Origin of the sequence: Roseateles oligotrophus (genome assembly GCF_025717515.1) — a bacterium.
Classification (GTDB): Bacteria; Pseudomonadota; Gammaproteobacteria; order Burkholderiales; family Burkholderiaceae_C; genus Paucibacter_A; species Paucibacter_A oligotrophus.
Genome location: NZ_JAJIRN010000001.1, coordinates 580,763 through 607,426, shown reverse-complemented (window position 1 = coordinate 607,426; position 26,664 = coordinate 580,763). Strand labels below are relative to the sequence as shown.

Genomic DNA, 26,664 nt, shown 5'->3' with positions numbered 1-26,664 from the left:
GCGGGGCCGGCAATTATCCATGCCGGCCGTTTTGTGCCTCGGGCTCAGCCCTTTCGGCCACGCGCAGGCTTGCCCGAGTGGCGCTTCAGCCAATCAAAGAACTCGCCGTACCAGAGCTTGCTGTTCTGTGGCTTCAGCACCCAATGGTTTTCGTCCGGAAACCACAGCAGGCGCGCGTCGACACCGCGCGCCTTGAGCGTGTTGTAGTAGGCCAGGCCCTGGGCGTCGGGCACGCGGTAGTCGAGCGCGCCGTGGATCACCAGCGTGGGCGTGTGCATATGCTGGGCAAAGTTGACCGGGCTTTGCGAGGCAATTTTTGCCGGGTCGACCCAGTAATTGGCGCCCAGCTCCTTGACATGCCAGGTGTAGCAATCGTCGGCATACATGGCCTGCCAGTCGAAGCAGCCGGCATGGCAGATATAGGCTTGATAACGCCCTGGTTCAACGTGGCCGTTCATCCACGCGACCATGAAGCCGCCGTAGCTGCCGCCGGTAGCAAAGACCCGGCTCTTGTCGGCCCAGGGTTTTTTCAGGATCCAATCGGTGCCGGCCTCGATGTCTTGCAGCTCCAGCTCGCCCCAGCGGTGCGTGATCGAGTCGAGAAAGGCATGACCGAAGCTGGATGACCCATGGTAGTTGACGGCGGCAACCACATAACCCTCGGCGGCAAAGAGCTGGTGGTTCCAGCGCCAATGCCAGCTGTCGCCCATGGCGGTGTGCGGGCCGCCGTGGATCAGATGCATGACCGGATACTTCTTCTTGGCGTCGAAGCCGGGCGGGTAAGCCAGCCACATCTGCACCTGCTCGCCTTGCGCGCCGGCGTAGAAGACTTCCTCGATCTTGGAAAATTTGTACTTGCCAAGCAAGTCTGTGTTGAAGGACTCGATGCGCTGGGCCGCTTTGTGTTCATCCAGCACCGACAAGCGCGGCGGGAAGTGAATGCTGTCGTGGTTGACGACCAGCACGCCCGACGCCGTCGCGAAGCTCGTCGCATGGCCACCTTCGAATTCGATCGCGGCCGTGGCGGCGGGCAGATCAAAACGCCAGATATGGCGCCGGCCGGCCTGCTCGGCGCAGAACAACAGCGACAAATCATCCTCGGCCCAAGCCAGCGGCGCGGCAACTTCGCGGTCCCAGTCGGCCGACACCACCGCCCATTGGCCATGGGTGTCCAGCACCGCCAGTTGCGCCGGCATCGTGTGCTTGAGGCCTTGGTGGCTGGCCAAAAATGCCAGATGTTGGCCGCCATGGCTGTAGCGCGGTGCGCCGAAATCCCAGGCCGCATCCTGCAAGAGTGTCCGGAACTCACTCGATTTGAGTGTTAGCTCGGCCAGCGCGAAGCAGTTGCCGACCTTCTTCTCGACCGCCGGGTCGAAGGCGAAGACGATGCGGCGGCCGTCGGGCGAGATGTCAAAGCATTCACTGCCCGCATCGGCGCGACTGAGCTCGAAGTCGCTGCCTTCAAACAAGTCTTGGCTCTTGCCTGTCTTGACGTCAATGACATGCAAATGCGCGACCCGGCCCATCGGAATGCTGTGGTCCCAGTAGCGGTAAAACGCTTCGCTGGTGACATAGCCGGTCTGCTTGCGCGCCTTGAAGTCCTTGTGGGCCTTGGCCTGCGCCTTGGCGCCTTTGAGTTCGGGCCAGACCCAGGAGATGAAGGCAATGCGGCGGCCATCGGGGAACCACTTGAAGGCCTCGACGCCGGTAGCGATTTGACCCAAGCGGCGCGCTTCGCCGCCATCGGGGGCGATCAGATAGAGCTGCGGCTCCTCGTCCTTGGTCCCGCCCTGCTCGCGCTTGGCGACGAAGGCGATCTGTTCGCCGCTCGGGCTCCACTGCGGTGCGCCGTCCTTGTCGCCGGCGCTGGTCAAACGGCGTGGTTCACCGCCCAAGGTGGACAGCAGATAGAGGCTGGAGCGACTCTTGTTCTCGGCCATGTCGAATTGCGACAGGCTGGCCACTGCTTGCGCGCCATCGGGCGACAGGCTGGGCGCACCGACGCGCTCGATTTGCCAGAGGGCATCAACATCAAATTTGGAAGTTTTGCTCATGGGGCATCTGAGGGAAAGAATTGACCAAGCAGGCGGCGAAACAGCAGGCGCCCGGCACCGCAGCCGAGCACGATGAAGAGCAGGCCGGTGACTTGTGGCAATCCCCAGCCGGGCGTGTTGACGAAGTCGTAACCGAAAGCCTTGCCGAGCTGCCAGCCGGCAAGTGCGCCGAGCACGAAGCCGGCCGCGTCGGCCAGGCCTTCAAGGGCGGCTCGTTTGATGGGTGTGGTCATGGTCAACGATCAGCTTGTTTCAGCGGTTATGACGCTGCATCTGCAGCAGCTTTTCGAACAGGGTCAGGTCTTGCTCGTTCTTCAGCAAGGCGCCGACCAGCGGCGGGATGCTGATTTTTTCGTCCTGACTTTGCAATGCCGAAGTCGGGATGTCTTCGGCCACCAGCAGCCTGAGCCAGTCGAGCAGCTCCGAGGTCGACGGCTTCTTCTTCAGGCCCGGCAGATTGCGCACGTCGAAGAAGGTCTTCAGCGCGGCCGCCAGCAGCTCCTTCTTGAGACCAGGGAAATGCACATCCACGATCGCTTGCATCGTGGCCGGGTCGGGGAACTTGATGTAGTGAAAGAAGCAGCGGCGCAAGAAGGCGTCGGGCAACTCCTTCTCGTTGTTCGAGGTGATGAAGACCAGCGGGCGATGCTTGGCCTTGATCAGTTGGCGAGTCTCATAGACATAGAACTCCATCCGGTCGATTTCGCGCAGCAAGTCGTTGGGAAATTCGATGTCGGCCTTGTCGATCTCGTCGATCAAGAGTGCCACCGGCTGGTCGGCCTCGAAGGCCTGCCAGAGCACGCCCTTGACGATGTAGTTCTCGATGTTCTTGACCTTCTCGGTCCCCTCGATGCCGGAGAGTTGGCTGTCGCGCAGGCGGCTGACGGCGTCGTACTCGTACAGGCCTTGCTGGGCTTTGGTGGTCGACTTGATATGCCATTGCAGCAGCGGGAGCCCCAAGGCTGCGGCCACTTCCTCGGCCAGCATGGTCTTGCCGGTGCCGGGCTCGCCCTTGACGAGCAGTGGGCGCTGCAAGGTGGCGCTGGCATTGACGGCCAGCATCAAGTCGGCGGTTGCAACGTATTGGTCCGAACCTGCAAATTTCATGGCGTAGATCAAACAAAAGATTGAGTCGAATCAGTATAGAGGCGGCCTCTATAATGCCGATCGGATTCAGAACAAGACCCCCGGGACTATGAAAAAACTGCTGCAGATCTCGCTCGCCTTGGCCGCTTCGTTTTGCGCCAGCGCCTCCGCTAATGCCCAGGCCCAGGCCGCAGGCCAGACCTCGGTACAGACCAAGGTTGCCATGTGCATTGGTTGCCACGGCATTCCCGGCTACCAGGCCAGCTTTCCCGAAGTGCACAAGGTGCCGATGATTGCTGGCCAAAATGCCAAGTACATCATCTCGGCCCTGAATGCCTATAGCAAGGGCGAGCGCAAACACCCGACGATGCGCGGCATCGCTCAGCACTTGAGCGAGCAAGACATCGCCGATGTGGCGGCCTATTACGAAAACCAAGCCGTCGTACAGGCCGTGCCCGATGCGGTAGCGCCGCCTAGCGCACAAGTCGCCGAGTTGCTGACCAAAGGTGCCTGCGCTTCCTGCCATGGCGCCAATTTCAGCAAGCCAATCGATGGCGCCTACCCAAAGTTGGCCGGCCAACATGCCGACTATTTGTATGTCGCGCTAAAGTCCTACCAGTCCGAGGGCAACCCGGTATTCGGCCGAGGCAATGCGATCATGGCCGGCCAGGTCAAGCAGTTCAGCCACAGCGAGTTGAAGGCAATGGCCAAGTATCTGGCCTCTTTGCCGGGCGAATTGCGCACCGTGCCGCAGAGCAAGTTCCGCTGAATCGGCACGTCGAAACGGCTTGCCAGCCTGATCAAGTATGCAAAGAAGTCGCCTAAATGGCGGCTTTTTTTATGCACTTCGGTAATTACTATTTGCCCAACAGGGCACATACTTGCTCGGTGACTTTTCAATGAGGCGTATGGGCTAGCGATGCTGAAAAAGATACCCACCCAGCAAGTCCAGTTGGGCATGTTCCTTCAGTCGATGGAGGGCTCTTGGCTGTCGCACCCCTTTTGGAAGACCAAGTTTGTGCTGCGGGATCAGGCCGATCTGGACGCTTTGTTGAGGAGTGGTGTGCCGGCGGTTTGGATTGATGTCAGCAAGGGCTCGGACTCAAGCTCGGATGAGCCGAGCGCGCCTGGTTCAACAAACACAGATATTGCGGAGGCCTTGCCGGTCGAAGCGCCCGAGATCCGGGTCGAGGAACCCGTTGCCGCTTTGCCGCCACCGAGCATCACCCCGGCGCGTGCCGCCCGTGTCAGCCTGGGCTCCGAGATGGAGCAGGCGACGCTGGTGATGAACCGCTCGCGCGAGCAGGTCACGGCGCTGTTCGGCGAAGCCCGCATGGGCAACGCAATCAACAGCGAACAATGCCAACCGCTGGTCGAGGAGATCGCCAATTCGGTTGCCCGCAATCCTTCGGCGCTGATCAGCTTGGCGAGACTAAAGACCAAGGATGACTACACCTATATGCACTCGGTCGCCGTCTGCGCACTGATGGTGTCCTTGAGCCGGCAACTCGGTTTGGATGAACAGACCACACGCGACGCAGGGATGGCGGGGCTCTTGCACGATATTGGCAAGATGGCCATGCCGATCGAGTTATTGAACAAGGCCGGCCAATTGACCGATGCCGAATTCACCGTGATTCGCTCGCACCCGGTGCGGGGCTATCAGTTGCTGAAGGAAAGCGAAGGCGTGCCCGCCACCGCGCTCGATGTTTGTCTGCATCATCACGAGAAGATGGACGGCACCGGCTACCCGCAAAAACTCAAGGGGGAGCAAATCAGTCTATTGGCACGTATGGGCGCGGTTTGCGATGTCTATGACGCGGTCACCTCGACTCGGCCTTACAAAGCGGCCTGGGATCCGGCCGGATCGATCCAGCGCATGGCGCAGTGGACGGGGCAGTTTGATCCGCTGGTGTTCAAGGCCTTCGTGATGTGCGTTGGCATTTACCCGGTGGGTAGCCTGGTCAAGTTGGACTCGGGGCGGCTGGCGGTCGTGGTTGATTTGAATCCCTTGCAGCTGGCGGCACCGGTGGTGAGGGTGTTCTATTCAACCCGCTCAAAGCTGCCGATTTCGGTGCAGACGCTGGATCTGGCGGACCCTGCTTCAGGTGACCGTGTCGTCGGAAGGGAGTCGCCACAGGATTGGGGCTTTACGCACCTGGACGAGATTTGGAGAAAAGGCTGAATTAGCCCTCGGCAGTATTGGTTTACCCCGAGATTGAGAGCAGCGTCGCCTGCCTAAACTCGGCTCCACACAATCAAGTCGGAGTCAGAGGATGATGAAGCGCTTTCTCGCTATTGCTTTGCTGACGCTGGCTCAAGCAGGCGGAGTCAATGCGCAAACGCTGCGCTGGGCCAGCCAGGGCGACCCGCAGACCATGGATCCGCATTCGCAGAACGAGAGCATGACCAATATGGTCAACGGCCAGGTCTACGAGCGTCTGACGCGGCGCGATCGCAAGCTGGGCATAGTGCCAGGTCTTGCCACCGAATGGACCCAGGTATCACCACTGCTCTGGCGCTTCAAGCTGCGCCCCGGCGTCAAATTTCATGATGGCCGCCCGTTCACAGCCGATGATGTGGTTTTTTCGGTGCAACGCGCGGCCGCACCGACCTCGCAAATTTCGGTCTATGCCAATGCGGTGGGTACGCCGCGCAAGATTGATGAACTGACGGTCGAATTTCAGCTCGCAAGCTATAACCCGATCTTTCTGCAGCATCTGGACCTGCTCTGGATCATGAGCAAGTCATGGGCCGAGGCCAACCGGGCGGTGCGGCCGCTGGACTTCAAAAACAAGGAAGAAAGCTTTACCAGCATGAATGCCAATGGCACCGGACCCTATGTGCTGCTAACGCGCCAACCCGGCGTCAAAACGCTCTTCAAGCGCAACCCGGCGTGGTGGGGCAAGAACGAAGGCAATGTGCAGGAAGTAGTGTTCACGCCGATCAGCAACGACGCCACAAGGCTGGCAGCCCTGGTGTCGGGCGAGATCGATTTTGTGCTTGACCCGGCGCCGCGTGATGTGCCGCGTCTGCGCAACACCAGCGGCGTCAAGGTGATAGACGGGCCAGAGAATCGCATCATCTTCATCGGCATGGATCAGGCTCGTGACAAGTTGCTTTACGCCAACGTGGCCGGCGACAAGAACCCCTTCAAGGACATTCGCGTGCGTCGTGCGCTCTATCAGGCGGTCGATGTGGAAGCGATGCGCATCAAGCTGATGAATGGACTGAGTCAGCCGACCGGCAGCCCGACGCCATCGGCTGCGGCAAGTTTCAATGATGCCGCGCTGGAGGCGCGTTATCCCTTTGACATTGGCGCCGCCCGCAAGTTGATGGCCGAGGCGGGCTATGCCGATGGCTTTGAGGTCACACTCGACTGCCCGAATAATCGCTATATCAATGACGAGGAAATCTGCCAGGCCTTGGCGGCAATGTGGGCGCAGTTGAAGGTCAAGGTACGGGTCTCGGCGATGCCACGGGTCACCTTTTTCCCCAAGCTGGAGAAACTCGACACTAGCCTATTCCTTTATGGCTGGGGCGGCGCCATCAACGATGCCGAATCCATCATGACGCCGGTGTTTCGCAATCGTGGCGACAAGGGTGTCGGGGCCTATAACTACGGCCATGTACGTAACGACAAATTCGATGCATTGGCGGCCCAGTCCTCGGTCGAGCCCGACACAACCAAGCGCGAGCAGTTGATCAAGGCCGCGCTGACCGAATACAAAGAGCAATTCCACGTGCTGCCGCTACACCGGCAAATGATCCCATGGGCGGCACGCAGCAATGTCAACGCAGTGCACCGGGCCGACAACTGGCTGGAGCTGGCGTGGGTGACGATTGGGAATTGATCGGGTGGTGGCCCCAATCAAACCATTGGGGCCGATTGCTGACCAAGGGCACTCGCCGGCCCCCCATGACGATGACAGTGGCGTAGTAGAAGCTGAGTCCGTCATTGCGCACCCAGCATTCAGCCATTGATGGAAGTGGGGCGACTAGCGCCTGACCCTCGGGCGCGACCAAGAAAAGACACCGAGAAACCAACGCGACTCTTTGAGTTTCAAAGCCGAAAAGCAAAAAGCCCGACAGATCTGTGATCTACCGGGCGAGGCTCAAGCAAGAAAGAACGGGATGGGCGTCGCATTTCTGGCTAGGTAAATTCCTCAAAAGCCAGCGACAGCGCTCTTCTGTAGAAGCCAAGTGCGGCCAGTGAAGCGGCCACCGGTGTGCACGCGTCTAAAGACTGGCCTTCGAACGATTTTGGTGGATTAAATTTTTGCTTATGCCTTTTGTTTTCAATTATTGGCAGCTCAGCTGCACCGGGATCGAACACCACTGTCGCTTCAGGAATTGAATGGTGCAGCGGAGATGCGTCGAATTCAAAGGTTCCATCTGCAAAGAATTTGAGTCCGCGGATGTGGCCACTGAAATTTGGCGCGATTTGCAATCTTGGCTCAGTCCAGCTAATCGCGATTCTTCCATGCTGGCTTTGATGACGCGCTTGACATAAGTAGCCGAGCAAATCATCGCTTTTGCGCCGAGCATCTAGTGCCCCAGCCCAAGGCTGGAAATTTGAAAAAGTTGACTTGCCCTCATCGAAAAATCGGGCCCAGAACTCCTCAATCGAATCAACAAACCTGGACCAACCAGCCTCGAACTGAATTCGATCGTGCGCCTGTTGCATTTGCTCGATAGCAACCCCTGCCTCATGCAACTTTTCCTGAGCACTTGACCAGAGTGAACGGGGTGCAGGTGCGATTGCCCCCGCTAAAAACTGGATCTGTTTTCGAGCCACGGTTTCATTTTCTCTAAATGTCTACCGGCACTAATTGGCCAGCGTTGTTGGTTGGACCAACTATGTGTCAATGCGGTTGCTCCGCAAAGCCACGACGAACCCAAGCGGCAAGATGACCAACTGCAAGCAGCAGGATAGACGGGAGCACCCAATATGCGGAAGCAAGAGCGACAAAGGCTAATCGTTTGTTGCTGAGTACCGCCTCATTCCCAGCCAAGTACTCGGCGGTGTAAGACTTCTCGAAAGCTAAATCACTCATCGCAGGGATCGAGATCTTGATGCCATCAACGAGCATCGGGCGCCACACACTGCCATCTGGCTGCGCCAACTTCTCCAAAATGCCGTCGGAAATGTATGGAAGCACTTCTTCAAGCGAAACGTCATTTTTCGTGGGTTGCATCATGTACGCAGCACCGAGAACGACCATAAGGTAGATAAATACCATTGAGCCCCAAAGCCTAGTCCATCCGTTTAATGTGTTCATGAGGGTATTTTCCCACCTACTCACAAGTCCTCATTAGTTCATGCTGCTATCGCCGGGCAAATACCCGCGAAACGAGCGCCACGGCGGACCTACGGGGCGACTAAGGCCTGTTTTCAGCCGCACCTTCGAATTCGCACTGCCAGCTAGTACTGCCATTTTCTGCGCCTTAGCAGCGGCGGCGGCAGGGTGCACGGAGCAATAGTTCGCTGGAGCAAAATGCTATCACCGGAATAAAAACAGGTTTCAAATTCAAGGCATCATCCCAGCCTTCTACCTTCGAGCGCCGGCGAGTGCGCTCGGGCCCTTTAACTATTGGGGGGGGCAATGACTATTCATCCTCTTCTTGGTCAGAACTTCGTCGACGAAGGCCTCTAAATACAAGCATAAGTACATGCACGATTCTTAGGCGCCATGATGCCTCCACAACAAGGGCTCCAAAAGATGTTCTTTCCGCTTCCACCCAAAAATCAAAGCTCTCGAACGACGCGATAATTGCCGGACTCCCTAGCGCGGGATTGGTCCAAACTAGTCTTTCGCACCGCGTCCACACGTCATGCGGATTAACTGCAAGGTGACTCCCCCTCTGACTAGTACGCGACATGTGGGCGAATGCTCCACGAGTTGAACAAAACGCGTCCAAGTCGTTCAGCCAAGTGTTGTCGACATTGGTCGGATCGAGACCTAACGGTATCGCCATAGCAGCGATATTCTTTTCGCGGACCCCATTGTTTCCATCCAAAGTTTTCACCAAAGCACTGTGGGCTTCACCAAACCTTGTTGCTAGTCGGCGAGGCGCTTTCCTTTTCCCTGAACTCAACACTGCCCCTCCCGTGAGGCCTTGCATCCCATTGAATGCAAGAAGCGCTATTGATGTCCGACCAAAAGTTCCAGTTGCCGCACTGCTGAGCGCAGCGTTGGCCAAATCACGCAAAGCCTCTTCGACGTAATACTCCAGTTCAGAATGGACCAGCGTGACAAAGGCCCGAGCAAGCTCTTGATGATCATAGGTTGGGCTGGGAGTACCTAGTGCATCATTTAAGTAGATTCTCTTTAATTCCTGAATAGATTCCACCAAGTTATTGAAAGACGCGCTAGGCATTTGGCAACACTGGCATTTGAATAGAAGCACCTACGGCTTTTTCGAGAGCACGCTGCCAACTTTGGTACCTACATCGAATTGCTGTGATCGACTTTGTCGTCACGGAGATGGCCTGACCAAAATCTAAGTCAGATTCTGAAAGGTCAATATATGCTGCTCTCAGGTCGAGAGCGCCGCTGGCAACGGCTCTTCGGACATTAGGGTCAAAAGCTGAAGCAATTTGCACATCAAGAACTGCTCTGTTTATCGGACCATCAAACCGCTTATCGTCCCACCGCCGACCAACTTCTCTAGGCGATCCAAAACACTTGATCAAAAACTCCAAGCCATCTTCAATGCGATCGACAAGCGCAACAACATTGTTTTGTTCATCACTCCAGCTAGCATTTAAATGTCTTTGCGTGTCGTCGAGAAAAGGTTTCAAATTCCCCTTGTAGCGAGGAAGTCTAGTCTGAAATGCGATGAGTCGTAATAGGAGGTCCACATCTCGCATTCGAAAGTCAGGGGCGGTTAATCCGAGTATCTTCTGCAAAACCGAGCTATCCCCCGACCTAACGCTCAGGAATTCGGTGAATGGGCCTGGTTTCATTGCCTGTCTCAACTCTTGGGGCGACAGACGAGCGCTACCTGTGTTCAATCTAATGAAGACTTCGTAAAGATAGTCTTCATCCGGCCAATTCCTGATCAGAGCGCTTCGGATTGTGTGGTTATCGAACTGAGTCCTGAATTGCCCTAACTCAGCACGGTCTACGACATCTTGATATGTTTTACCATTAAGGTCAGGCAGGACTTTCAAGCCTGAGAGGCGAAGTGGTCCGACTTTGGCCGATTCTGACCAAAGAGAATGATCGTTAGAAAAGCCCCCAGCGAACTGAGCAAGCGTAAGCAGACGCTGCTTACCGTCCAGGACGATGTAAGTGCCACGCTGCTCCTTTCTTTCAGCCAGCACGATCTGGGGAATGGGCAGTTGGAGCGCAACGGACTCAATGAATCGGGCTTTGTTACGTGAACTCCACGCGTCCCGTCGTTGAAAATTTGGCGAGAGATCGATGTTGCCTTGTTCGATCTGCTGAAGTAGCGTTCTAACTGTCCAGTCTGTTCCGTACAGGACTGCATCACGAAACCGATCCGGGTTTGGCGCTATATCTAGATCGTCATCTTGGTCGTCGGCGAAGTTGACCAAGGAGTCATCGTCATGAGATGTTTCCATATTTGCCTTGTAATTCACTAATGCTGATCATATGTTGCTCAGCGGTACGGCCGTGCTTAGGTCTTCAGTCTGTCGGCTGTATTTACTCCACCCACGGTATTTATCCTTCATCGAACTTCTGCTTGAGGCACCTTACAGTAGCGCGTCAACGGAACTGATACTTGGCGAAGGCGCACTGATTGCGCCCGTTTCAAAAGTTCCCAACCCTGAAAATTTTCCAGAGCCCACCAGGCATTTCCCCGACTGCGACAGCGACGCAGGAAGTGACCCCGTCAGTGGGCAGGAGACGAAGTGCTTGCCCTGCCTCTGCGGCCGACAGTGCCAGCGTCAGGGCTTTGCGGGGCGGCATGACCCCACGACAACGACACCGTCAATGGCCCCTGCCAATGCCCATGGCGCGATTGAAGAACATGGGCAGCGGCGACCACACGTTTGCGCGCTGGATCAATGCTTGACAGTTGATCCACAGGTGATTCAATATGCATTCGCTGCGGAGCTACACACACCCAGCGACAACCCACCGATGGAAGTGGGGGCGGCTAACGCCTGACCCTCGGGCGCTACCAAGGAAAGACGCATAGAAGCCAACGCAAGTCGTTGAATGCAAAGCAAAAAGCCCGACAGATCAATGATCTACCGGGCTTTTTATTTCAACGTTACTTGAAGGTAACGCCTACCGTATTTGGTAGGCGCGATTGGACTCGAACCAACGACCCCCACCATGTCAAGGTGGGAAAACGGTACTTTCTGGGACATCCTGGAATTGAGTTTTCATAGGAGAAATGGTCTTTTCTTGTTCCGCGAGCCCCCTTAGAATTCACCCCAGTTTTTGGTACTTTTTTGGTACTTTCATTTCTGAGGTCTTCATGGCAACTCGCATCGACACGGTCGCTTCACGCGAAAAGCTCAAGCCGAGACGTGGCCCGTATTGGCACCGCCTGAGCAAGGGCTGCTACATCGGCTTTCGCAAAATGACTTCGGGCGGCACGGGCGTTTGGCAAGCGCGGGCAAGAGACGAGAACGCGACCGTGCAGCAGCGCTACCAGCCGCTGGGGGAATTTCTTGAGCTCGCTGACCACCTTCGCTTCGACGCCGCCGCGAAGGCCGCTAACGCTTGGTTTGAGCATCTGGGACGTGGGGGCACGGCCCAAGCGGCCACCGTGTCCGACGCATGCTCGCGCTACGTGATTCATCTGAAGGCCACAAAAGCAGATCACGCCGCCACCGATGCTGAGGCCCGCTTCAACAACTATGTTCTGAACCATAAAAAGCTGGCGGCAACCGAGCTGTCCAAACTCACACCGGCACAACTGGAAGCATGGCGAAAGTCGCTTAGAGAGCTGCCGACTCGCAGCGGCGGGAACAGAGGCGGACTCCGATCAACCAGCACTTTGAACCGGGACATGACCTGCTTCCGTGCTGCCCTGAACCTTGCCTATCTTGACGGGCAGGTCACGACCGACTTTGCTTGGCGGAGCAAGCTGCGCCCGATCAAGGACGCGGATCAGCGGCGAGAGCTATACCTTGACCGGGCGCAGCGCCTCAAGTTCATCGAAACGGCCCCGGCCGATCTCGGCGCGTTTTTGCGCGGGCTGTGCCAACTGCCCCTGCGGCCCGGGGCGCTTGCCAAACTCACAGCAGGGGACTTTGATCGACGCCTCAAGGTACTCAGGATCGGCCATGACAAGGGCGGCAAGGATCGCCGAATCAAGTTGCCGGACGTGACGGCCGCATTCTTCGACACTGCGGCCAAGGACAAGCTGCCGGCGGCTCCACTGCTCGCTCGTGCCGACGGCAAGGCATGGAATAAGGATTCGTGGAAATGGCCGATCAAGACCACCGCTGCAATGGCCCAGCTGCCGGACGGCACCACGGCCTACACCTTGCGCCACAGCGTCATCAGCGACCTCGTGCATGACGGTCTCGACCTGCTCACCGTGGCACAGATCTCGGGCACCAGCGTCGCCATGATCGAACGGCATTACGGCCATTTGCGCAGCGACGTCGCAGCCGGCGCGCTATCGCGGCTGGCCCTGTGATTCCAACAAATCACAGCTGACAAGGTCACAAGCACATCGCACATCCTCCTTTGGACAAAATATGACCGGCCTCATCCCGCCCAAAAGCAACGAGAACCCAGACTATCAAGGCATACGCGGAGACATCGTCGCCCTGCTGGAAGCGGCCCGGCATGCCGCTGCGCGCAGCGTCAATGCGCTGATGACGGCCAGCTACTGGGAAGTCGGCCGACGCATCGTCGAGTTCGAGCAGGGCGGACAAGATCGCGCCGCCTATGGTCAGGCCCTGCTCAAGCGCTTGTCGGTCGATTTGACGACGCGTTTTGGGCGCGGATTTTCTGAACGCAACCTGGAACAGATGCGCCTTTTCTATCTGGCCTGGCCGCCAGAACAGATTTCGCAGACACCGTCTGCGAAATTGATCGCCCCTACGATTTCGCAGACGGCGTCTGGCGAATCGACCTTCTCTTCGATTTCCGCAATTTCCGTGACAGCGTCTCGGAATTCCGATGCACCGAAGGCTCTGTCTCCGCCCTTCCCGCTGCCTTGGTCGGCCTATGTGCGCCTGCTGTCCGTCAAAGACCCGTCTGCGCGCAGCTTCTACGAAACCGAGGCCCTGCGCTGTGGCTGGAGCGTGCGCCAGCTTGACCGACAGATCAGCAGCCAGTTCTACGAACGTATCGCCCTGTCCAGCAACAAGACCGCCATGCTGCAAAAAGCTGCGCTGGCCGAAACCGATGATGCGATCACCCCCGAGCAGGCACTCAAAGACCCCTTCGTGCTGGAGTTCCTCCAACTCAAGGATGAGTACTCCGAATCAGACCTGGAAGACGCGCTGATCCAGCATCTGGCTGACTTTTTGCTCGAACTGGGCGACGACTTCGCCTTTGTCGGACGCCAGCGCCGCTTGCGCTTAGACGACAGCTGGTTTCGCGTCGATCTGCTGTTTTTCCATCGCAGGCTGAAGTGCCTATTGATCATCGACCTCAAAATCGGCAAATTCAGCCACGCTGACGCGGGCCAGATGCATATGTACCTGAACTACGCCCGCGAGCACTGGATGAAGCCCGGTGAAAACCCGCCGGTGGGCTTGGTACTCTGCACCAGCAAAGGCAGCAACGAAGCCCACTATGCATTGGAAGGCCTGCCCAACAAGGTGATGGCCGCCGAGTACCAGACCGTGCTGCCAGATGCCAAGCTGCTGGAGGCGGAATTGGACAAGACACGGCGAGAGTTGGAGGCGAGACGGATCAATGGCTCAGCTTGATTTGATCGCGGCGCTGCAGGCGGAGAACGCTCGCCTGGTCGCGCTGCTGGAATCGCACGGGGTCGAATGGCAGTCGCCAGCGTTGCAGGTAGCGGCGGCCGAACAGCCCAAACCCGAGCCATCGCCCTCAAGCCTGTCCACCGCCGACAAAGTGGCACTGTTCCGGCGGCTATTCCGGGGACGCACCGATGTCTACCCGGCTCGCTGGGAGGGCAAGACCTCGGGCAAATCGGGCTACGCACCGGCCTGTGCCAACGAGTGGCGGGCCGTCGTCTGCGAGAAGCCGCGCATCAAGTGCGGCGATTGCGATCACCGCCTGCTGATTCCGCTGTCGGATGCCGTTATCTACGACCATTTGGCTGGTGGGCACACGGTGGGCACACGGTGGGCGTCTACCCGCTGCTGGAGGATGACAGCTGCTACTTCCTGGCCGTCGATTTTGACGAGGCCGAATGGAAAGAGGATGCCCGCGGGTTCATGCAGTCCTGCACCAAGCTGGGCGTGCCCGCAGCGCTGGAGATTTCGCGCTCGGGCCGGGGCGCGCATGCCTGGGTGTTCTTCGCCGGGCGAGTGTCAGCGCGGGACGCCCGGCGCCTGGGGACGGCCCTCATCAGCCACACCTGCGCACGCACGCGGCAGCTCAAGCTGGCGTCCTATGACCGCTTGTTCCCCAACCAGGACACGATTCCCAAAGGTGGTTTCGGCAACCTGATCGCCCTGCCGCCGCAAAAGCACCCGCGCGAGAACGGCTTCAGCGTCTTTGTTGACGCCGATCTGCGCCCGCACCCCGACCAATGGGTCTTTCTCGCGTCCGTCCAGCCCATGGCGCCGCTCGACATCGAGCCGACGCTCCTGCGCGCCACCGGCAACACCCATCCTCTGGATGTGACTTTCATCGACGATGAGGACTTGGCGACACCGTGGAAGCGCGAGGTCAGCACATCCACGAAACTGCCGGGCGTTATGCCGCAGGCCTTGACCCTGACGTTGGCCAACCTGATCTATTTTGAAAAGAGCGCGCTGCCGCAGGCGCTGGCCAATCGGCTGATCAGGCTGGCGGCTTTCCAAAACCCCGAGTTCTACAAAGCGCAGGCCATGCGGATGTCGGCGCGGGACAAGCCGCGCGTGATCGGCAATGCCGAAAACTTCCCGCAACACATCGCCTTACCGCGCGGCTGCCTCGACGCCGCCCGGGCCTTGTTGGAGGACAACGGCATCCACTGCGAGTTAAAGGACGAACGATTTGGCGGTGAGCCCATCGCTGTCAGCTTCGTCGGCAACTTGCGGCCCGATCAAGATCTGGCCGTCGCCGCCATGCTGCGTCACGACACCGGTGTGCTGTGTGCGCCCACCGCCTTTGGCAAGACAGTGACCGCCGCCGCCCTTATCGCCAGGCGCGGGGTGAACACCCTGGTGCTGGTGCATCGCACCGAGCTGCTGACGCAATGGCAGGCCCGTCTGCAAGTCTTTCTCGGCACCGACGGCGGCACAAGCAAAGCCCTGATCGGCACCATCGGCGGCGGTAAGTCCAAACCCACCGGCAGGATCGACATCGCCGTGATGCAGTCGCTGTCCCGCCAGGGCGAGGTCAATGCGCTGGTCGGGAACTACGGCCAGGTCATCGTTGACGAATGCCATCACGTGGGCGCCGCGTCGTTCGACGCCATCCTCAAGCGGACCAAAGCGAAGTTCGTGCTGGGCCTGACCGCCACACCGATTCGCCGCGACGGCCAGCAGCCCATCATCTTCATGCAATGCGGGCCGATCCGACACACGTCGGCCCGGCCGGCCAGTGCACCGCACGACTTGGAGGTGTTGCCGCACTCACGGTTTGCCCGCATTGACCTGCCGCCCACCGCAGGTATTCAAGACGTGTTCTGGCATCTCGCCCATGACCTGGCCCGGACGCAATCCATCGCCGCCGAAGTCACGGCGGCCTTCGAACAAGGCCGCAAGGTGCTGGTGCTGACCGAGCGCACGGAACACCTTGACGCCATCCTCTTGGCCTTGACTGGGCTCACACCACAGCCCTTCGTGCTGCACGGGCGGATGTCAAAGAAGCAGCGGGCCACCCTCATCGCCGAGCTTGACGCCTTGGCACCCGAGGCGCCGCGCATTCTGCTGGCCAGCGGGAAGCTCGTGGGCGAAGGCTTCGATCACCCGCCACTGGACACCCTGGTGCTGGCCATGCCGGTTTCGTGGCAGGGCACGCTGCAACAGTACGCAGGCCGCCTGCACCGGGAACACGCCAGCAAGACCGATGTGCGGATCATCGACATCGTTGACACCGGCCATCCGGCACTGCTGCGGATGTGGGACAAGCGACAGCGCGGCTATCGGGCGATGGGGTATCGAATGGGCAGTGACGCGGGCGGCGCCGGTGTTGCTATGCCGGACGACCTCGGAACATCCGCCATGTCGATTTGAGCGCAAATCAGCAAGTTGCAAATCCCGGGCTTGGTGTGCGCAGATGCTAGACGCGGGCTGCTTGGGTTTGTGCGCCATCTTTCCCCAAGGTTTCTGGAACAATTTTTAGCTCCATAGACTGTCAGAAAATATTGAAAAATTCTGACACTTCTTAATCAAGACCATGCCAACCCTCGCCCATCAAATTCTTGAGTACGCAGCCAAGTTGCCAGAAGGAACACCTTTGGTCGCCAAGGCGCTGTTGCACCTGGGTGAACGCGCGGCGGTGGATCAAGCACTGTAGAGGTTGGTCAAGCGAGCGGCTTTGCTGCGTGCTGGTCGTGATGTTTACGCCCTGCCCGTGGTGAACCGTTTTGGCACGCGGGCGCCCTCTGCCGCCAAGATGGTTGAGGGATGGCGCTTCAGCGCGGCGAGGCCATCGTGTCGCATGGCGCCGGCGCCGCCAATGCATTGGGGTTGACGACACAGGTGCCAATGCGGGCGATCTATCTCACTTCGGGACGCTGCCGCAGTCTGAAGTTGGTCTGGGTTGTCCTGTGTATGGCGACAGAGTTTTCCGCACATCTTTATGTGGGGCTGTGAGATCACACTAGCTGGATGCTGCCGTCATGTCGGAAAACACTTGTTTTACGACACCATCACACCGAATGTCCCGCATTTGTAATTTTACCTGAACAGATATAAACTGCCACCATGCCCGACAAAGAAAAACCGCTCGAATGGATCGCGAGCAGCTACAAGGATCTGTTGGCGTTGCCGCCCGACGTGCGCCGCCGTTTCGGTTACGCGTTGTCTCTGGCGCAGATGGGCGACCAGGACGACGCGGCAAAAGTGCTCAAGGGCTTCGGCGGTGCCGGCGTGCTGGAAGTCGTCGAAGACGATGCGGGTGGCACGTATCGGGCGGTCTACACGGTGAAGTTTGCGGAAGCGGTGTTCGTTCTGCACTGCTTCCAGAAGAAGAGCAAAAGCGGAATCGCCACGCCGAAACCCGACATGGACATCATCCGCGCTCGGCTAAAAGTGGCCGAGGCATTGGCACAGGAGTTACGAAATGCAAAAACGAATCATTGATGACGTCGAAGTTCAGCGCAGTTCGAGCAACGTCTTCGCGGACCTGGGACTGCCCGACGCCGAGAAGCTGAAGATCAAGACCGGACTAGTGGTCGAAATCAGGAAGGCCATGCGCGCCCTTGGCTTGACGCAACAAGCGGCTGCCAAACGCATGGGAATTCCTCAACCGAAGGTGTCGGGCATGATGCACGGCGACTTCACCAATCTGTCCGAGCGCAAGCTGATGGACTGTCTGAATCGCCTCGGTTACGACATCGAAATCAAGGTGCGGCCGGCGGCCAAGCCAGTTGGGCAGCTGACGCTCGCCACCGCCTGACAGGGGGCACCAATCACCGACGACGAATGGGACAAGCTTTTCCCGGCGAATTTCGAGACGAATTCGTTGCTGCGCGCGGTAGATGCCGTGGACGAGTTGCGCAACGAACTTAACGATGGCGAAAACGCCACGCCGCCCCAGCTTTGCACCGACCTGCTGAAGCAGCAGCTACACGCCTTTTGTGCCCAGGGCGAATTTCGGGGAGGTGAGCGCGTCGCTCGCCACTAGCGAACTCGTCAAATACCACGCAGCGGTTTCCGGCGGCATTCAACTCGTGCCCGGGGCAGAGGCGCTGTCGAAGTTGGGATCAGACTACCGATTGATGGTTGATGACGGCCTACTACTCGATGACACAGAGTCATTCGAGGTCTTAATGGCTCGCTGCAGAACTTTGCAACATAAGATCAACTCAAACCGACCCGGCCCTTGAAACGCCCTGCCCCAATAGACTCTGGCGGCCGACTGCGAGATTTTGGCCAAAATCCAGCGCTAGCCATTTGCTGGCTGCCGCCTAAAGTTGAAGAACATGCAAGCAATGGAGGTCAGTCATGCAAACTTCAACGCCGGAGCCCAGCGCCGCTTCAATCGACACCCTCGCACCGCAGTTTTTGCGCATGCATTCCGTCATCCGACTGACGGGTTTGGGTCGATCAACCATCTACCGCTTAATCGCCGACCAGCAATTCCCCTGCCCGGTTCGTCTCGGTCTGCGCGCCGTGGCTTGGCGACGGGCTGACTTGGATCGATGGAGCGAAGCTCGGCCATCGGCCAAACACTGAATGCCGGCGAGTTGGCGCACATGTAACTTGAGTTTCGAGTTGCATCGCCGTCTCGCCCTCATTTTCAGTGCGCCGACCACAGCATGGCGGCCTTCAGAATCCAACCCGTCAACATCAGCAGACCAAGAAATTTCGCCACAGCCCAAGTCGTGAACCGATATCGATGATTGAGCCATAACGCCCGGTGTAAACGATTCAAGCCCAACAAGATTGCCACGGTGCTGAAGAACGGGCCGACGAGGCCCAAAGGCACCGGCAAATGCGCCAGCACATAGACCCACGCCACAGGCCATGCAATCGCATCCAAGGCCGCCAATACCTCGCGGCCGGGCCAATATTCACTGTCAGGGCGAGGTTCCCTTGCAATTGCTACCCACATCGCTAACTTTCAAATAGAACAGATATCACCAAGGATTTAGTGCTCCATCGGCGCCCCATTCATTTATAGGCAGTGGCTGACGCAATTGCCAGCCGCGCAGCTGTTTGCCACGGAATTTAACGCGCTAACCTCGTTACACATTGACACCAAACTGCGATGGACTGCCTTGTTTTTGCGGCATCCAATCAGACATCGCAGTGGCCGCCGCCACTGACCGATGCTCAGCCGCCATTTCGAGCGGTCCAAAGGCTTTCAAGGCCCAGGGAGCAGATATGAGTCGACATAAAGACGAGAACTCCGAAGCTACCGATGCAGACGAGGAGTCTTGCCCGACGCTCGGTCCGAAGGCGGCCGAACTGCACGCCAGGCGACTCCGTTTGACGATGGCGCAGTCAGCACGGGCATCGAATATGGCCGTGCCAGGCGGCCAATTTGCCTTGACCAGCGAAGACGGCAGCATTCGCTTCTTGCTGCAAGCCTCGGCCGCAGGGCTGTACCTTGAGCGCCACCAGCAAGTCTCGCCGACCGAGCAATACGCGCTGTGCATGATCTTTGAGACCAGCGAATTGTTTGCCCGGTGGTGCGACAGCGAACCGATCCGCTTCGAGCACCCGGTCTTGTACAGCCAACTCAGGCGACAAGGCGAGGACATGTTTCATGCCATCCATTGACCACCCCAGTCTGCTGACCCTGACCCAGTCGCCGGACTATGCCGACAAGGTCTGTGAGGTGATGGCGCTGATTGAGACCGCGACGGATTCCGCTGAATGCCTCGCCCTGCTCAAACAGGCCGTCAGTCGCCTGGGAGCTGATGCGGCGGTGTTCATCAGCTTCATTCGCAACGATGCGATGTTTGCGTCCTACCGCGTGTTGCAGGCCTGTGACCCCACCTGGGGCCAGGCCTGCGCAGAAGACACCTGGTTCTCGGACGACCCCTGGCTGCTGCACGCCATGCATTGTTCGGATCCGATTCGGGCCAGCGAATTGACACAGCAAACGCCATGTCAACGCGACTGGACGCTGGCCGCGTCGGCGCATGGTTTCAAATCAGCGGTGATCGTGCCGGCGCCGTCAGCGGCGGGTCGGTCACGCGTTGCGGTGCTGTCCATCGGCTCCTTCGTGGACGGCTACTTTGAAGGGGGTGGTTACACCGTCTTCAAACTATTGGCCAGGCCCTTGGCCATGGAGTTGAGCCAATGGTGGCAACATCAGATCAAGCGCGAATTGCTCGCCAAGTCCCACCTCACGCCTGACGATCTGGCGCTGTTACGCCATGAGGAAGCCGGCCACTGCAGCAAAGTAATCGCCGCCGCCCTGAACACCGAAGCCAAAACCATCGACTGCCGGTTTCAGCGACTCAACAACAAGCTCGGCGCCCCCAATCGCCGTTTAGCACTTCGAATTGCCAAGCTGCACAACTTGATTTGATGGATGGGCTTTCGCGTTACGCCCGGTGCCCAGGAGATTACCCGAACGGGGCAATTTCATCCAGCCATGAGGTGGAACAGCACCAATTTCCCGATCAGGAAATTTGCTCCTGTTGGCTCTGCCTAAACCACCCGAACCCGCGGACACGATACTTGCCCGAGCGCCGCTGCCTCGATGCGGCGTAGCAGGCGTTCGTCTGGCTCCCAGGAGCCGCCTCTGGCGACAAAGCGCCTGGCCGCATCGATGACGGGGCTCTCCTGGCCCTGAGACAATTTTGCAGGTTCAAGCAGGTCGGCCACACGGGCGAATTGCTGGGCGCTCAGGCGCTCGACATCCAGAAAACCGTCAACGTCGATGTCGAGAATGCAGAAGGTCCAGTGAACCATGCGCAACGGCGAGCCATTCACCATGTCCACGACGATGCTGGCCTGGCGGACGCGCTGTCCAGCGAAGCCGGGAACACGGGCGACCTCTTCCCGCCGGAGCATTCGCATGAAGGCCGTGTTGGCCAGCGCGTGCGATGTGTCGCCAGTGGAAAGCAGAAACAACCTCGATGACAGGCCCATCGCGTTCGCTTTCTGAGTCAACTCAACCGGGGGTCGCAGGGCGGCTGCGCAGATCCCAGAGGCTCCCCTGCCAGTTCGAAATGCGCCCCTCCGTACGGCATATCGGGCAAACCCATAGGATGGCGTCGTCGTGGGCGCGGACAGCCTCGACCGCACCCTTCTTGCATTTGAAGCACCTCGGCGCGGGCAGGACGTTTGATGTGCCGTCGGAGGCATGAGCGACCACATCGACATGGAACTGCGCCATGGCGCGCGCGGGACCTTTGACCGGCCCAATCGCGCCGGACTTGTCGAGGAAGTGGGTGAGGTCGGTGATGTACATCGGGCGCAGGTCAGCTGTTTTTCTACTCGGCATCGGGCGATACGTCGATCGTCTTCGCGTACGCAGCAAGCAGAACCGCAGCATATCTGACCGGCACTCTGGATCGGTCACAGCTGCCTCGCACCAGGAGACCGGATGACGTCGCGTTGGCGGTGGCCGGGCAGAACCGACAATCGACGCCATGCGTAGCAAGACTTCCCCTGAAAACTTGGCGCCGTTCATTCGGCAGCTTGACGCCGGAACCCTGAGCTCGATTCTCATCGAACTGGCAGCGGATCACGCCGCCGTGCGCGAGCGACTCGTGCGGCTGCAACTGTCAAACCAGCCCAAGGCGCAAGCGACGTTTTTTCGCAAGAAGCTGGTGGCGTGGAAGCGGTCGACCAAATACTTCAACTATTCGGAGGTGGGCGAGTTCGGTCGCGACCTCCAGGCATGGCTCGAACAGCTTGAGCAAGAGCTGATGCCGCAGGATCCGGCCGAGACCTTGGCTCTTGTCGAGACGTTCATCCAAGCCGACGAGGTGTTCTTCAACCGTGCCGACGATTCCAGTGGCGTCATCGGTGACGCAGTGCGCGCGGCTTGCGTGCTGTGGCTGAAGGCCGCCTCGCGTAGCGAATGTCCCGCGAGCATCTGGCCCGACCGAATCATGACCCTGTTCGCCGCCGACCAATACGGCGCACGCGAAGACTTGCTACGCCGCGCCGACATGCTGCTGAGCGAGGGGGCGCTCCGTGGTTTGGTGTCATCCTGCGAAGCGCAGCTCGACGATGCGTTAGAGCGCCCGATTGCGGCGCCAGGGTGTGTGAGCTGGCCGGCGTCACGGGCGTCAACAGCACTGTCGCTGCTGTCCGAGGCACAGCGCGACCCGGATTTACTTGTGCGGGTGATGCTCAGGCACAGTCCGTCGCCGAACCCGATGCAGAGGTCGACGCTCGCTGAGGCATTCCTGAAATACGGCCGACCGGAAGGTGCTTTGGCGTGGCTCGAAGGTTCTTGGGCGCACCTGGAAAGCACCCGTCGGCGTCTGTACGCCCAGGCGCTGGCGGCGCTCGGGCGCACGGGCGAGGCGGCGGTGGAGCGTCAGAAAATCTTTGAGGCGAGCTTGGCGGTCTGGGACCTGCATGCCTGGCTCGACTTGCTGTCGCCGCACGAGCAGACATCAGCCATCGAGCGTGCGCGCAAGCAGGCTGCGGTGCATGCCGATCCAATCATGGTTGCGCTTTTGCTCATGGATATCGGCGACGACACGGCGGCCGAGGCGGCGCTCACGAATGATCCCGCCGCCATTCGGGGAACCGACTACGGAACATTGCTTCCCTTGGTCGAGGCCCTGGAGCGCAAGGGGCTGTGGACAGGCGCCACAGCGGTCTACCGGGCTTTGTTGGTCGCAATTCTTGACCGCGCCTACGCGCCTGCATATCGCCATGCTGCGAGGTACTGGGCTCGGCTGGCCGCATTGACGCCGCACTATTCCGGGCCGAGACTTCTTGAGTCGCCCGAAGAGTTCGAAGCCAGGATTCGGGCGCAGCACAAGCGCAAGTCAAGCTTTTGGGCACACGTCAGCGGTTTAAGGCAGGCGGACGCCGACCTTGCAGAAGACGCCGACGAGTAAGTCGACGGGTCGGGCGGTCAGCGTCGAGAGGAGGAAGAGGGGGCAAATGATTGTCAATTGAAAGGACAGCCATTGCCACTTTGCGCCATACGGGTCTGCAATGGCAGCTCGACGTGAATGTGTGCGGCTTGTTGGCCCTAAACTCAAATCTTGGATCTACCTTTCTGGATGCAGAAGGCAGTGTTCATGGCGTGAGCTTGGATAGTTCGCGCAAGGTTTTCGCCAAGGGCCTTGCGCGTTGTTGGCTGAATGCGTCGCCCGGCAAATGCCCCGATAGCGCCTGCTCGAATTCGGGGTCAGTGAAAAGGGCTGTGAACTCTGCTGCGAGATAGGCCCGCAGTTCCGGTGCTGCCACACGGCATTCATTCAACAGTTCCGGCCGTCGGTCGGCAACGGTGATGATGTCTTCCAGGTCGTGGCTACCCAGGTAGTCCGGTCGGCCATTGGCATCTTTGCCGCGGTCTTTGAAGGCCTCAAGCTTGGTTCCAACAAAAACCGGCGCGGCTATCAGCTTGATGGTGAAGCCACCGGGCAGTACGACGGGCTGCGCAGTTTGCAGCGCTAGCGGATAGCAGCGGTTGGCAAAACCCAGAATGTCTTTGACCGTGGGCATCAAATCCAGGGTGACGCTCTTGTATACCCAACGGCAAATCGGCGCGTCAGGGCGCATGTCGTTGCTGAAGCCTTGGGCGCGGACCTGGTCTTCTATGGCGTGATAGTCGTGCACGGTCAAGGCTTGAGCCACGATGTCCACGTCTTCGGTGATGCGGATGCGGTCAGGCCGCTCTTGCGTCAACAACAGCCCCGTCGCGCAGCCACCAACAAAAATCACGCTATCGCATACAGGGCCCAAGGCCTAGGCCACCAGTTCCAGAATGGCAAGATTGGGGTTGTTGAAGGCGGCCATCAGCTGAGCCTTTCTTCCAGCAGGGTGCGGGCCATCTCGCGTTCGCGCGCCTGACCTATGCGCAAAGCGTCAAAAAGCGCCAGTAGCTCATACAAAGCCGGGTCTTTGGCGGCCGCCAAAGGCAGTTTGGGATACAGCGGCAGCAGCGCGCTGCCACGCACCGGGCCCTCGGCATGTGGCCATACGGGCGGCATCTCATCACCAAACAGCACCTTAGACTTGAGTGGCTCCACGCCATAGGCCGTAGGGAAACCCATGGAAATTTCTCCACGTACGGCCGGGAAGAAAAAAGCAGCCCCATGCAGCACCATGGGCCGGAAAGCTGCCATGACCAGCGCCGGAGCGTCGTTCACCTCGGTCAGCAGGCGCGCGCCACTCAAACGCGCCATGCAAGCGTGGGCCTCAAACTGTGACATGTGCATGGCCTGCGCCAGCGCAACATAGGGTAGCCTTTGCCCGGCCAAACACACCAGCTTGAATGCCATGGCCAAGTCTTGTGGCTTAAGTGACCATTGCGCCTGTGCCAGTCGCGCCTTGATTCCTGTTGAACTCATTTTTGCTCTGATATATGCTATATGCAGTTTGCATAATTATTGCACAAAAACCAAAGAAAGTGACCATCTGCAATTTGCATGCTGCAGATGAAGGGCGCAAACCCACCCGCACCCAGCGAGGTGCGGCGTGGCATCCGAGCCGGCGTTAGCCTCATCGCGGGAGTGATGTTGGGCCTTTTTCAATAGATAGCCAGTACCGGTCCTTCAGTCGTGCAGAGCGAGCGACAACTTCGTGCCCTGAGCTGACGTTGGCCGGCAGACAGTTGGAGCATCATAGGGTTGGAAGCTTCAGATTCAATATGTGACCCCGGCCTTCGCTGCAGACTGAAATCTGGCATGGAGTGACGTGTCGCTGAGAAACAGGTCGAGCCGTGCGCTAGTTTTCGTTACTCAAGACGGCAACAAATAAAACGACGAATGAGGTTAACCAAACCCATACTGCCGGGAACCTATATAGGTCTTCAGTCAAAAACCCCCCGCTGAATACACCTAAAACATTTACCACTACAGCTACCCCAACAACAATTGCATTTGGTTGCCGATGCAAGCCTCGTTGCTTGGGAGCCATGCGGCTGACCTGAGCAATGAAGGCGAAGTTTGTCCAGGTCGCCAAATATGCCAAGGGAGCAAAGAACAGCAGTACCGGGTTGGCAAACTGAAACGCGAGTTCGACTCCGTAAATCAAGGTGTCCTTGGCGCTCATTGCTGGCAAAACAGCACTTAGGATCCAGAGCACTAGGGCTAAGCGAGCTGCCCGCAAAGTGAACAAACTGGGCTTCTGCTTTGGAGGCTTTCTCGGTCTACAAAGCGCAGCGATTGCGACTGATGACGCCCTGTAGTTTGGATCTTGCATCGGAACGGTATCTTCGAATTTCATAATCCAGTTGAAAGCTCACGTAGGGTCCTGCAAACCGAAGCGCCGAATATTGTCAGAACCCACGCATTAACAGTTAAATTTATCGACAAAAGTTGCTCTTGTTGCAAGGCAGCCGACCTCAAAAATTCTGCTCAACATCCCCAATGCCTGTGAATGGTGGCACATTTTGGGCTGTTTGGTTCGACATTTAGCCGAACAATGGGGCTACCCCAGGATCCGTGTTGGCGCCGAAGGCGAACGAGCGAACGGCTCTTATGGGCACCGTGCCGGCGCCCACTCTGCGCATCCGAATGACACGAGCTGGCCAGGGCCGTGAGGCCGCATCGTCGCCTGTAAGCCGCCGTTGACCAAAACGGTCGGCGAATCGAACGTCAGCTATGCGGCGCTTGTTCTAGCTTTCAGCTTGGCGAAGGTCCAGACATTTCGAGGGCATTGACTGCTTGGCAAGTCAGTGCCCGAAGCTGCTTGACTGAAAATTTGCTCACAGCCCCGCTGCACGAGAACCTCAGCCATCGTATTTATCCTGTCCATCCCCTCCATCCTGGCGCAGATTTGCGTCGTGGCTGAAAGCGAGCCCATGGCCAGCGCCATGGCGCGTGGCTTGGAGACTGGCTTGGACACGGTGGCCTAGCGCGTGGAGCGCGTTGTTGGCAGCGGTGGTTCGGCGCGCTTGGTGTGGAGTGAGACCACGGCCGAGGGCACGCGACAGCTGCAGGACGAGCCCGAGGTCAGCGCCTGGCGCAAGTTCGGCGTTTGGTTTTTTAGGGCTGCTGCCGATCGAATCGCAGCTGTAGCGCCCACGTTCCGTGGGCCGCAGACCCGTAGGGTGGGTCGTGCAGCGGCTCGGGCTCGGATGCCCCTTGCGACCCGACTAGACCGCTTTCTCGGGCAGCCTAAGTTCCATGAACATGCTGTGCGGGTCTTCCTTGTAGTTGGCAAAAGGCCCCGACTCTTGGAAGCCTGCACTCTTGTACAAGCGATGCGCTGGCGAAAACTCGGGATGCGTGCCGGTTTCGAGGCTGAGCAAGTCGTATCCGCGTTGTCTGGCAATCTCGATGATTTGATGGAGTACAGCACGACCAGCGCCGCGGCCGCGCAGACTTGCGGGCGTGCGCATGGACTTGATTTCGCCATGTCTGGCGCCAAGCGCCTTCAAGGCGCCACAGCCAAGCAAGAGCTCGTCGTCCCAGACCGTCAAGAAGGTGATGTCGGGCGACTGCAACTTGGAGAGGTCCAGGGCGAACACTTGCTCGGGCGGACTCAACTGGTTCATGTGAGCCAGATGCTCATTCAAGAGCGCATGAATAGCCGGGCGGGTGAGGTCGTCGATTTCGATTCGCATGATGTAGCTGAGGCTTACTGCCGTCTAAGTTCGTGATTAGGAGCGCGGCGAGATGAGCAGGCTATGGA

General features: G+C 58.6%; 27 protein-coding genes and 1 pseudogene. 14 read left to right on the top strand and 14 right to left on the bottom strand.

Translation table 11 applies throughout. The features are described 5' to 3' along the window. Positions 1 to 44: 44 nt before the first annotated feature. From LNV07_RS02825 to LNV07_RS02815, 3 genes are read right to left on the bottom strand one after another with little or no spacing between them, the layout of a single operon-like run. A complete protein-coding gene (locus LNV07_RS02825) occupies positions 45 to 2,054 on the bottom strand; it encodes a S9 family peptidase (protein ID WP_263569637.1) in 2,010 nt (669 codons plus the stop codon). Continuing rightward, positions 2,051 to 2,287, bottom strand: coding sequence for a hypothetical protein (locus tag LNV07_RS02820; RefSeq protein ID WP_263569636.1), 237 nt, complete (start codon positions 2,285 to 2,287; stop codon positions 2,051 to 2,053). Before LNV07_RS02820 ends, LNV07_RS02825 begins: the two co-directional genes overlap by 4 nt. A gap of 19 nt (positions 2,288 to 2,306) precedes the next feature. Beyond that, complete coding sequence (locus tag LNV07_RS02815) at positions 2,307 to 3,161, bottom strand: AAA family ATPase (RefSeq protein WP_263569635.1); 855 nt, start codon at positions 3,159 to 3,161, stop codon at positions 2,307 to 2,309. Between the two features lie 88 nt (positions 3,162 to 3,249). On the opposite strand from LNV07_RS02815, the gene LNV07_RS02810 reads away from it, so the two are divergent. The 3 genes from LNV07_RS02810 (at position 3,250) to LNV07_RS02800 (ending at position 6,994) form a co-directional block, all read left to right on the top strand. Continuing rightward, positions 3,250 to 3,909 carry a c-type cytochrome gene (locus LNV07_RS02810; RefSeq protein WP_263569634.1) on the top strand — a complete coding sequence of 220 codons (660 nt, stop codon included), beginning with the start codon at positions 3,250 to 3,252 and terminating at the stop codon, positions 3,907 to 3,909. Between the two features lie 150 nt (positions 3,910 to 4,059). After that, the gene (locus tag LNV07_RS02805; RefSeq protein ID WP_263569633.1) at positions 4,060 to 5,325 is read left to right on the top strand and encodes an HD-GYP domain-containing protein; all 1,266 of its coding nucleotides are present in this window, start codon (positions 4,060 to 4,062) and stop codon (positions 5,323 to 5,325) included. 91 nt (positions 5,326 to 5,416) lie between these two features. Further along, on the top strand, positions 5,417 to 6,994 hold the full coding sequence (locus LNV07_RS02800) for an ABC transporter substrate-binding protein (protein WP_397545514.1): 1,578 nt from the start codon (positions 5,417 to 5,419) through the stop codon (positions 6,992 to 6,994). A 299-nt stretch (positions 6,995 to 7,293) separates the two neighbouring features. On the opposite strand, the gene LNV07_RS02795 is transcribed toward LNV07_RS02800, so the two are convergent. The 4 genes from LNV07_RS02795 to LNV07_RS02780 all read right to left on the bottom strand — a co-directional run bounded on the left by LNV07_RS02795 (position 7,294) and on the right by LNV07_RS02780 (position 10,731). Continuing rightward, positions 7,294 to 7,938, bottom strand: a complete 645-nt coding sequence (locus tag LNV07_RS02795; protein ID WP_263569631.1) for a hypothetical protein — start codon at positions 7,936 to 7,938, stop codon at positions 7,294 to 7,296. Positions 7,939 to 8,005: 67 nt separating this feature from the next. Continuing rightward, positions 8,006 to 8,422 (bottom strand): hypothetical protein, encoded by a 417-nt coding sequence (locus LNV07_RS02790; RefSeq protein WP_263569630.1) that lies wholly within the window; start codon positions 8,420 to 8,422, stop codon positions 8,006 to 8,008. Between the two features lie 328 nt (positions 8,423 to 8,750). Next, on the bottom strand, positions 8,751 to 9,521 hold the full coding sequence (locus tag LNV07_RS02785; RefSeq protein ID WP_263569629.1) for a HEPN domain-containing protein: 771 nt from the start codon (positions 9,519 to 9,521) through the stop codon (positions 8,751 to 8,753). Next, positions 9,514 to 10,731 carry a DUF262 domain-containing protein gene (locus LNV07_RS02780; RefSeq protein ID WP_263569628.1) on the bottom strand — a complete coding sequence of 406 codons (1,218 nt, stop codon included), beginning with the start codon at positions 10,729 to 10,731 and terminating at the stop codon, positions 9,514 to 9,516. The genes LNV07_RS02785 and LNV07_RS02780 overlap by 8 nt, the downstream gene beginning before the upstream one ends. Positions 10,732 to 11,597: 866 nt before the next feature. Here LNV07_RS02780 and LNV07_RS02775 point away from each other — a divergent pair. From LNV07_RS02775 to LNV07_RS02745, 8 genes and pseudogenes are all read left to right on the top strand, one after another. Next, positions 11,598 to 12,770 carry a tyrosine-type recombinase/integrase gene (locus tag LNV07_RS02775; protein WP_263569627.1) on the top strand — a complete coding sequence of 391 codons (1,173 nt, stop codon included), beginning with the start codon at positions 11,598 to 11,600 and terminating at the stop codon, positions 12,768 to 12,770. 61 nt (positions 12,771 to 12,831) lie between these two features. After that, complete coding sequence (locus LNV07_RS02770; protein ID WP_263569626.1) at positions 12,832 to 14,016, top strand: PDDEXK nuclease domain-containing protein; 1,185 nt, start codon at positions 12,832 to 12,834, stop codon at positions 14,014 to 14,016. Then, positions 13,940 to 14,338, top strand: a pseudogene (locus LNV07_RS25495) (TOTE conflict system archaeo-eukaryotic primase domain-containing protein); the annotation flags it as partial. The gene LNV07_RS02770 and the pseudogene LNV07_RS25495, both read left to right, overlap by 77 nt. 62 nt (positions 14,339 to 14,400) lie before the next feature. Next, positions 14,401 to 16,443 carry a TOTE conflict system archaeo-eukaryotic primase domain-containing protein gene (locus tag LNV07_RS02765; RefSeq protein WP_318013665.1) on the top strand — a complete coding sequence of 681 codons (2,043 nt, stop codon included), beginning with the start codon at positions 14,401 to 14,403 and terminating at the stop codon, positions 16,441 to 16,443. Between the two features lie 393 nt (positions 16,444 to 16,836). After that, positions 16,837 to 17,025, top strand: a complete 189-nt coding sequence (locus LNV07_RS25625) for a DUF6088 family protein (RefSeq protein WP_263569625.1) — start codon at positions 16,837 to 16,839, stop codon at positions 17,023 to 17,025. A gap of 111 nt (positions 17,026 to 17,136) precedes the next feature. Next, positions 17,137 to 17,514 (top strand): type II toxin-antitoxin system RelE/ParE family toxin, encoded by a 378-nt coding sequence (locus LNV07_RS02755; RefSeq protein ID WP_263569624.1) that lies wholly within the window; start codon positions 17,137 to 17,139, stop codon positions 17,512 to 17,514. Next, the gene (locus tag LNV07_RS02750) at positions 17,495 to 17,830 is read left to right on the top strand and encodes a helix-turn-helix domain-containing protein (RefSeq protein WP_263569623.1); all 336 of its coding nucleotides are present in this window, start codon (positions 17,495 to 17,497) and stop codon (positions 17,828 to 17,830) included. Before LNV07_RS02755 ends, LNV07_RS02750 begins: the two co-directional genes overlap by 20 nt. A 548-nt stretch (positions 17,831 to 18,378) precedes the next feature. Next, complete coding sequence (locus tag LNV07_RS02745; protein WP_263569622.1) at positions 18,379 to 18,609, top strand: helix-turn-helix transcriptional regulator; 231 nt, start codon at positions 18,379 to 18,381, stop codon at positions 18,607 to 18,609. Between the two features lie 64 nt (positions 18,610 to 18,673). Here the strand turns inward: LNV07_RS02745 and LNV07_RS02740 are convergent, their stop codons facing one another. After that, positions 18,674 to 18,988: a hypothetical protein gene (locus LNV07_RS02740; RefSeq protein ID WP_263569621.1), complete on the bottom strand. Its 315-nt coding sequence runs from the start codon at positions 18,986 to 18,988 to the stop codon at positions 18,674 to 18,676. 272 nt (positions 18,989 to 19,260) lie between these two features. Between LNV07_RS02740 and LNV07_RS02735 the strand changes: the two genes are divergently transcribed. Together LNV07_RS02735 and LNV07_RS02730 are read left to right on the top strand one after the other, a co-directional pair. Then, a complete protein-coding gene (locus tag LNV07_RS02735) occupies positions 19,261 to 19,659 on the top strand; it encodes a hypothetical protein (protein ID WP_263569620.1) in 399 nt (132 codons plus the stop codon). After that, a complete protein-coding gene (locus tag LNV07_RS02730; RefSeq protein WP_263569619.1) occupies positions 19,646 to 20,416 on the top strand; it encodes a helix-turn-helix transcriptional regulator in 771 nt (256 codons plus the stop codon). Before LNV07_RS02735 ends, LNV07_RS02730 begins: the two co-directional genes overlap by 14 nt. A 122-nt stretch (positions 20,417 to 20,538) precedes the next feature. On the opposite strand, the gene LNV07_RS02725 is transcribed toward LNV07_RS02730, so the two are convergent. Both LNV07_RS02725 and LNV07_RS02720 read right to left on the bottom strand, forming a co-directional pair. Further along, positions 20,539 to 21,003, bottom strand: coding sequence for a hypothetical protein (locus LNV07_RS02725; protein ID WP_263569618.1), 465 nt, complete (start codon positions 21,001 to 21,003; stop codon positions 20,539 to 20,541). Position 21,004: 1 nt separating this feature from the next. Then, positions 21,005 to 21,304 (bottom strand): hypothetical protein, encoded by a 300-nt coding sequence (locus LNV07_RS02720; RefSeq protein ID WP_263569617.1) that lies wholly within the window; start codon positions 21,302 to 21,304, stop codon positions 21,005 to 21,007. A 181-nt stretch (positions 21,305 to 21,485) separates the two neighbouring features. Between LNV07_RS02720 and LNV07_RS02715 the strand changes: the two genes are divergently transcribed. After that, complete coding sequence (locus LNV07_RS02715) at positions 21,486 to 22,916, top strand: DUF6880 family protein (RefSeq protein WP_263569616.1); 1,431 nt, start codon at positions 21,486 to 21,488, stop codon at positions 22,914 to 22,916. A gap of 184 nt (positions 22,917 to 23,100) precedes the next feature. Here the strand turns inward: LNV07_RS02715 and LNV07_RS02710 are convergent, their stop codons facing one another. The 4 genes from LNV07_RS02710 to LNV07_RS02695 form a co-directional block, all read right to left on the bottom strand. After that, a complete protein-coding gene (locus tag LNV07_RS02710) occupies positions 23,101 to 23,748 on the bottom strand; it encodes a hypothetical protein (RefSeq protein WP_263569615.1) in 648 nt (215 codons plus the stop codon). 74 nt (positions 23,749 to 23,822) lie between these two features. Further along, positions 23,823 to 24,377, bottom strand: a complete 555-nt coding sequence (locus tag LNV07_RS02705; protein WP_263569614.1) for a hypothetical protein — start codon at positions 24,375 to 24,377, stop codon at positions 23,823 to 23,825. A gap of 376 nt (positions 24,378 to 24,753) precedes the next feature. Continuing rightward, entirely contained in the window at positions 24,754 to 25,080 is a 327-nt protein-coding gene (locus LNV07_RS02700; RefSeq protein ID WP_263569613.1) for a hypothetical protein, read from the bottom strand. Positions 25,081 to 26,125: 1,045 nt separating this feature from the next. After that, complete coding sequence (locus tag LNV07_RS02695) at positions 26,126 to 26,596, bottom strand: GNAT family N-acetyltransferase (RefSeq protein WP_263569612.1); 471 nt, start codon at positions 26,594 to 26,596, stop codon at positions 26,126 to 26,128. Between the last annotated feature and the right edge of the window lie 68 nt (positions 26,597 to 26,664).

Bases quoted from the DNA above. Each gene is read 5' to 3' on its own strand.
- LNV07_RS02775 (WP_263569627.1), top strand. From the start codon at position 11,598: ATGGCAACTCGCATCGACACGGTCGCTTCACGCGAAAAGCTCAAGCCG.
- LNV07_RS02705 (WP_263569614.1), bottom strand. From the start codon at position 24,377: ATGAGTTCAACAGGAATCAAGGCGCGACTGGCACAGGCGCAATGGTCA.
- LNV07_RS02825 (WP_263569637.1), bottom strand. From the start codon at position 2,054: ATGAGCAAAACTTCCAAATTTGATGTTGATGCCCTCTGGCAAATCGAG.
- LNV07_RS02715 (WP_263569616.1), top strand. From the start codon at position 21,486: ATGCGTAGCAAGACTTCCCCTGAAAACTTGGCGCCGTTCATTCGGCAG.
- LNV07_RS02735 (WP_263569620.1), top strand. From the start codon at position 19,261: ATGAGTCGACATAAAGACGAGAACTCCGAAGCTACCGATGCAGACGAG.
- LNV07_RS02785 (WP_263569629.1), bottom strand. From the start codon at position 9,521: ATGCCTAGCGCGTCTTTCAATAACTTGGTGGAATCTATTCAGGAATTA.
- LNV07_RS02750 (WP_263569623.1), top strand. From the start codon at position 17,495: ATGCAAAAACGAATCATTGATGACGTCGAAGTTCAGCGCAGTTCGAGC.
- LNV07_RS02780 (WP_263569628.1), bottom strand. From the start codon at position 10,731: ATGGAAACATCTCATGACGATGACTCCTTGGTCAACTTCGCCGACGAC.
- LNV07_RS02755 (WP_263569624.1), top strand. From the start codon at position 17,137: ATGCCCGACAAAGAAAAACCGCTCGAATGGATCGCGAGCAGCTACAAG.
- LNV07_RS02730 (WP_263569619.1), top strand. From the start codon at position 19,646: ATGCCATCCATTGACCACCCCAGTCTGCTGACCCTGACCCAGTCGCCG.
- LNV07_RS02700 (WP_263569613.1), bottom strand. From the start codon at position 25,080: ATGAGCGCCAAGGACACCTTGATTTACGGAGTCGAACTCGCGTTTCAG.
- LNV07_RS02800 (WP_397545514.1), top strand. From the start codon at position 5,417: ATGATGAAGCGCTTTCTCGCTATTGCTTTGCTGACGCTGGCTCAAGCA.
- LNV07_RS02790 (WP_263569630.1), bottom strand. From the start codon at position 8,422: ATGAACACATTAAACGGATGGACTAGGCTTTGGGGCTCAATGGTATTT.
- LNV07_RS02695 (WP_263569612.1), bottom strand. From the start codon at position 26,596: ATGCGAATCGAAATCGACGACCTCACCCGCCCGGCTATTCATGCGCTC.
- LNV07_RS02810 (WP_263569634.1), top strand. From the start codon at position 3,250: ATGAAAAAACTGCTGCAGATCTCGCTCGCCTTGGCCGCTTCGTTTTGC.
- LNV07_RS25625 (WP_263569625.1), top strand. From the start codon at position 16,837: ATGGCGCTTCAGCGCGGCGAGGCCATCGTGTCGCATGGCGCCGGCGCC.
- LNV07_RS02720 (WP_263569617.1), bottom strand. From the start codon at position 21,304: ATGTACATCACCGACCTCACCCACTTCCTCGACAAGTCCGGCGCGATT.
- LNV07_RS02805 (WP_263569633.1), top strand. From the start codon at position 4,060: ATGCTGAAAAAGATACCCACCCAGCAAGTCCAGTTGGGCATGTTCCTT.
- LNV07_RS02745 (WP_263569622.1), top strand. From the start codon at position 18,379: ATGCAAACTTCAACGCCGGAGCCCAGCGCCGCTTCAATCGACACCCTC.
- LNV07_RS02820 (WP_263569636.1), bottom strand. From the start codon at position 2,287: ATGACCACACCCATCAAACGAGCCGCCCTTGAAGGCCTGGCCGACGCG.
- LNV07_RS02815 (WP_263569635.1), bottom strand. From the start codon at position 3,161: ATGAAATTTGCAGGTTCGGACCAATACGTTGCAACCGCCGACTTGATG.
- LNV07_RS02740 (WP_263569621.1), bottom strand. From the start codon at position 18,988: ATGTGGGTAGCAATTGCAAGGGAACCTCGCCCTGACAGTGAATATTGG.
- LNV07_RS02770 (WP_263569626.1), top strand. From the start codon at position 12,832: ATGACCGGCCTCATCCCGCCCAAAAGCAACGAGAACCCAGACTATCAA.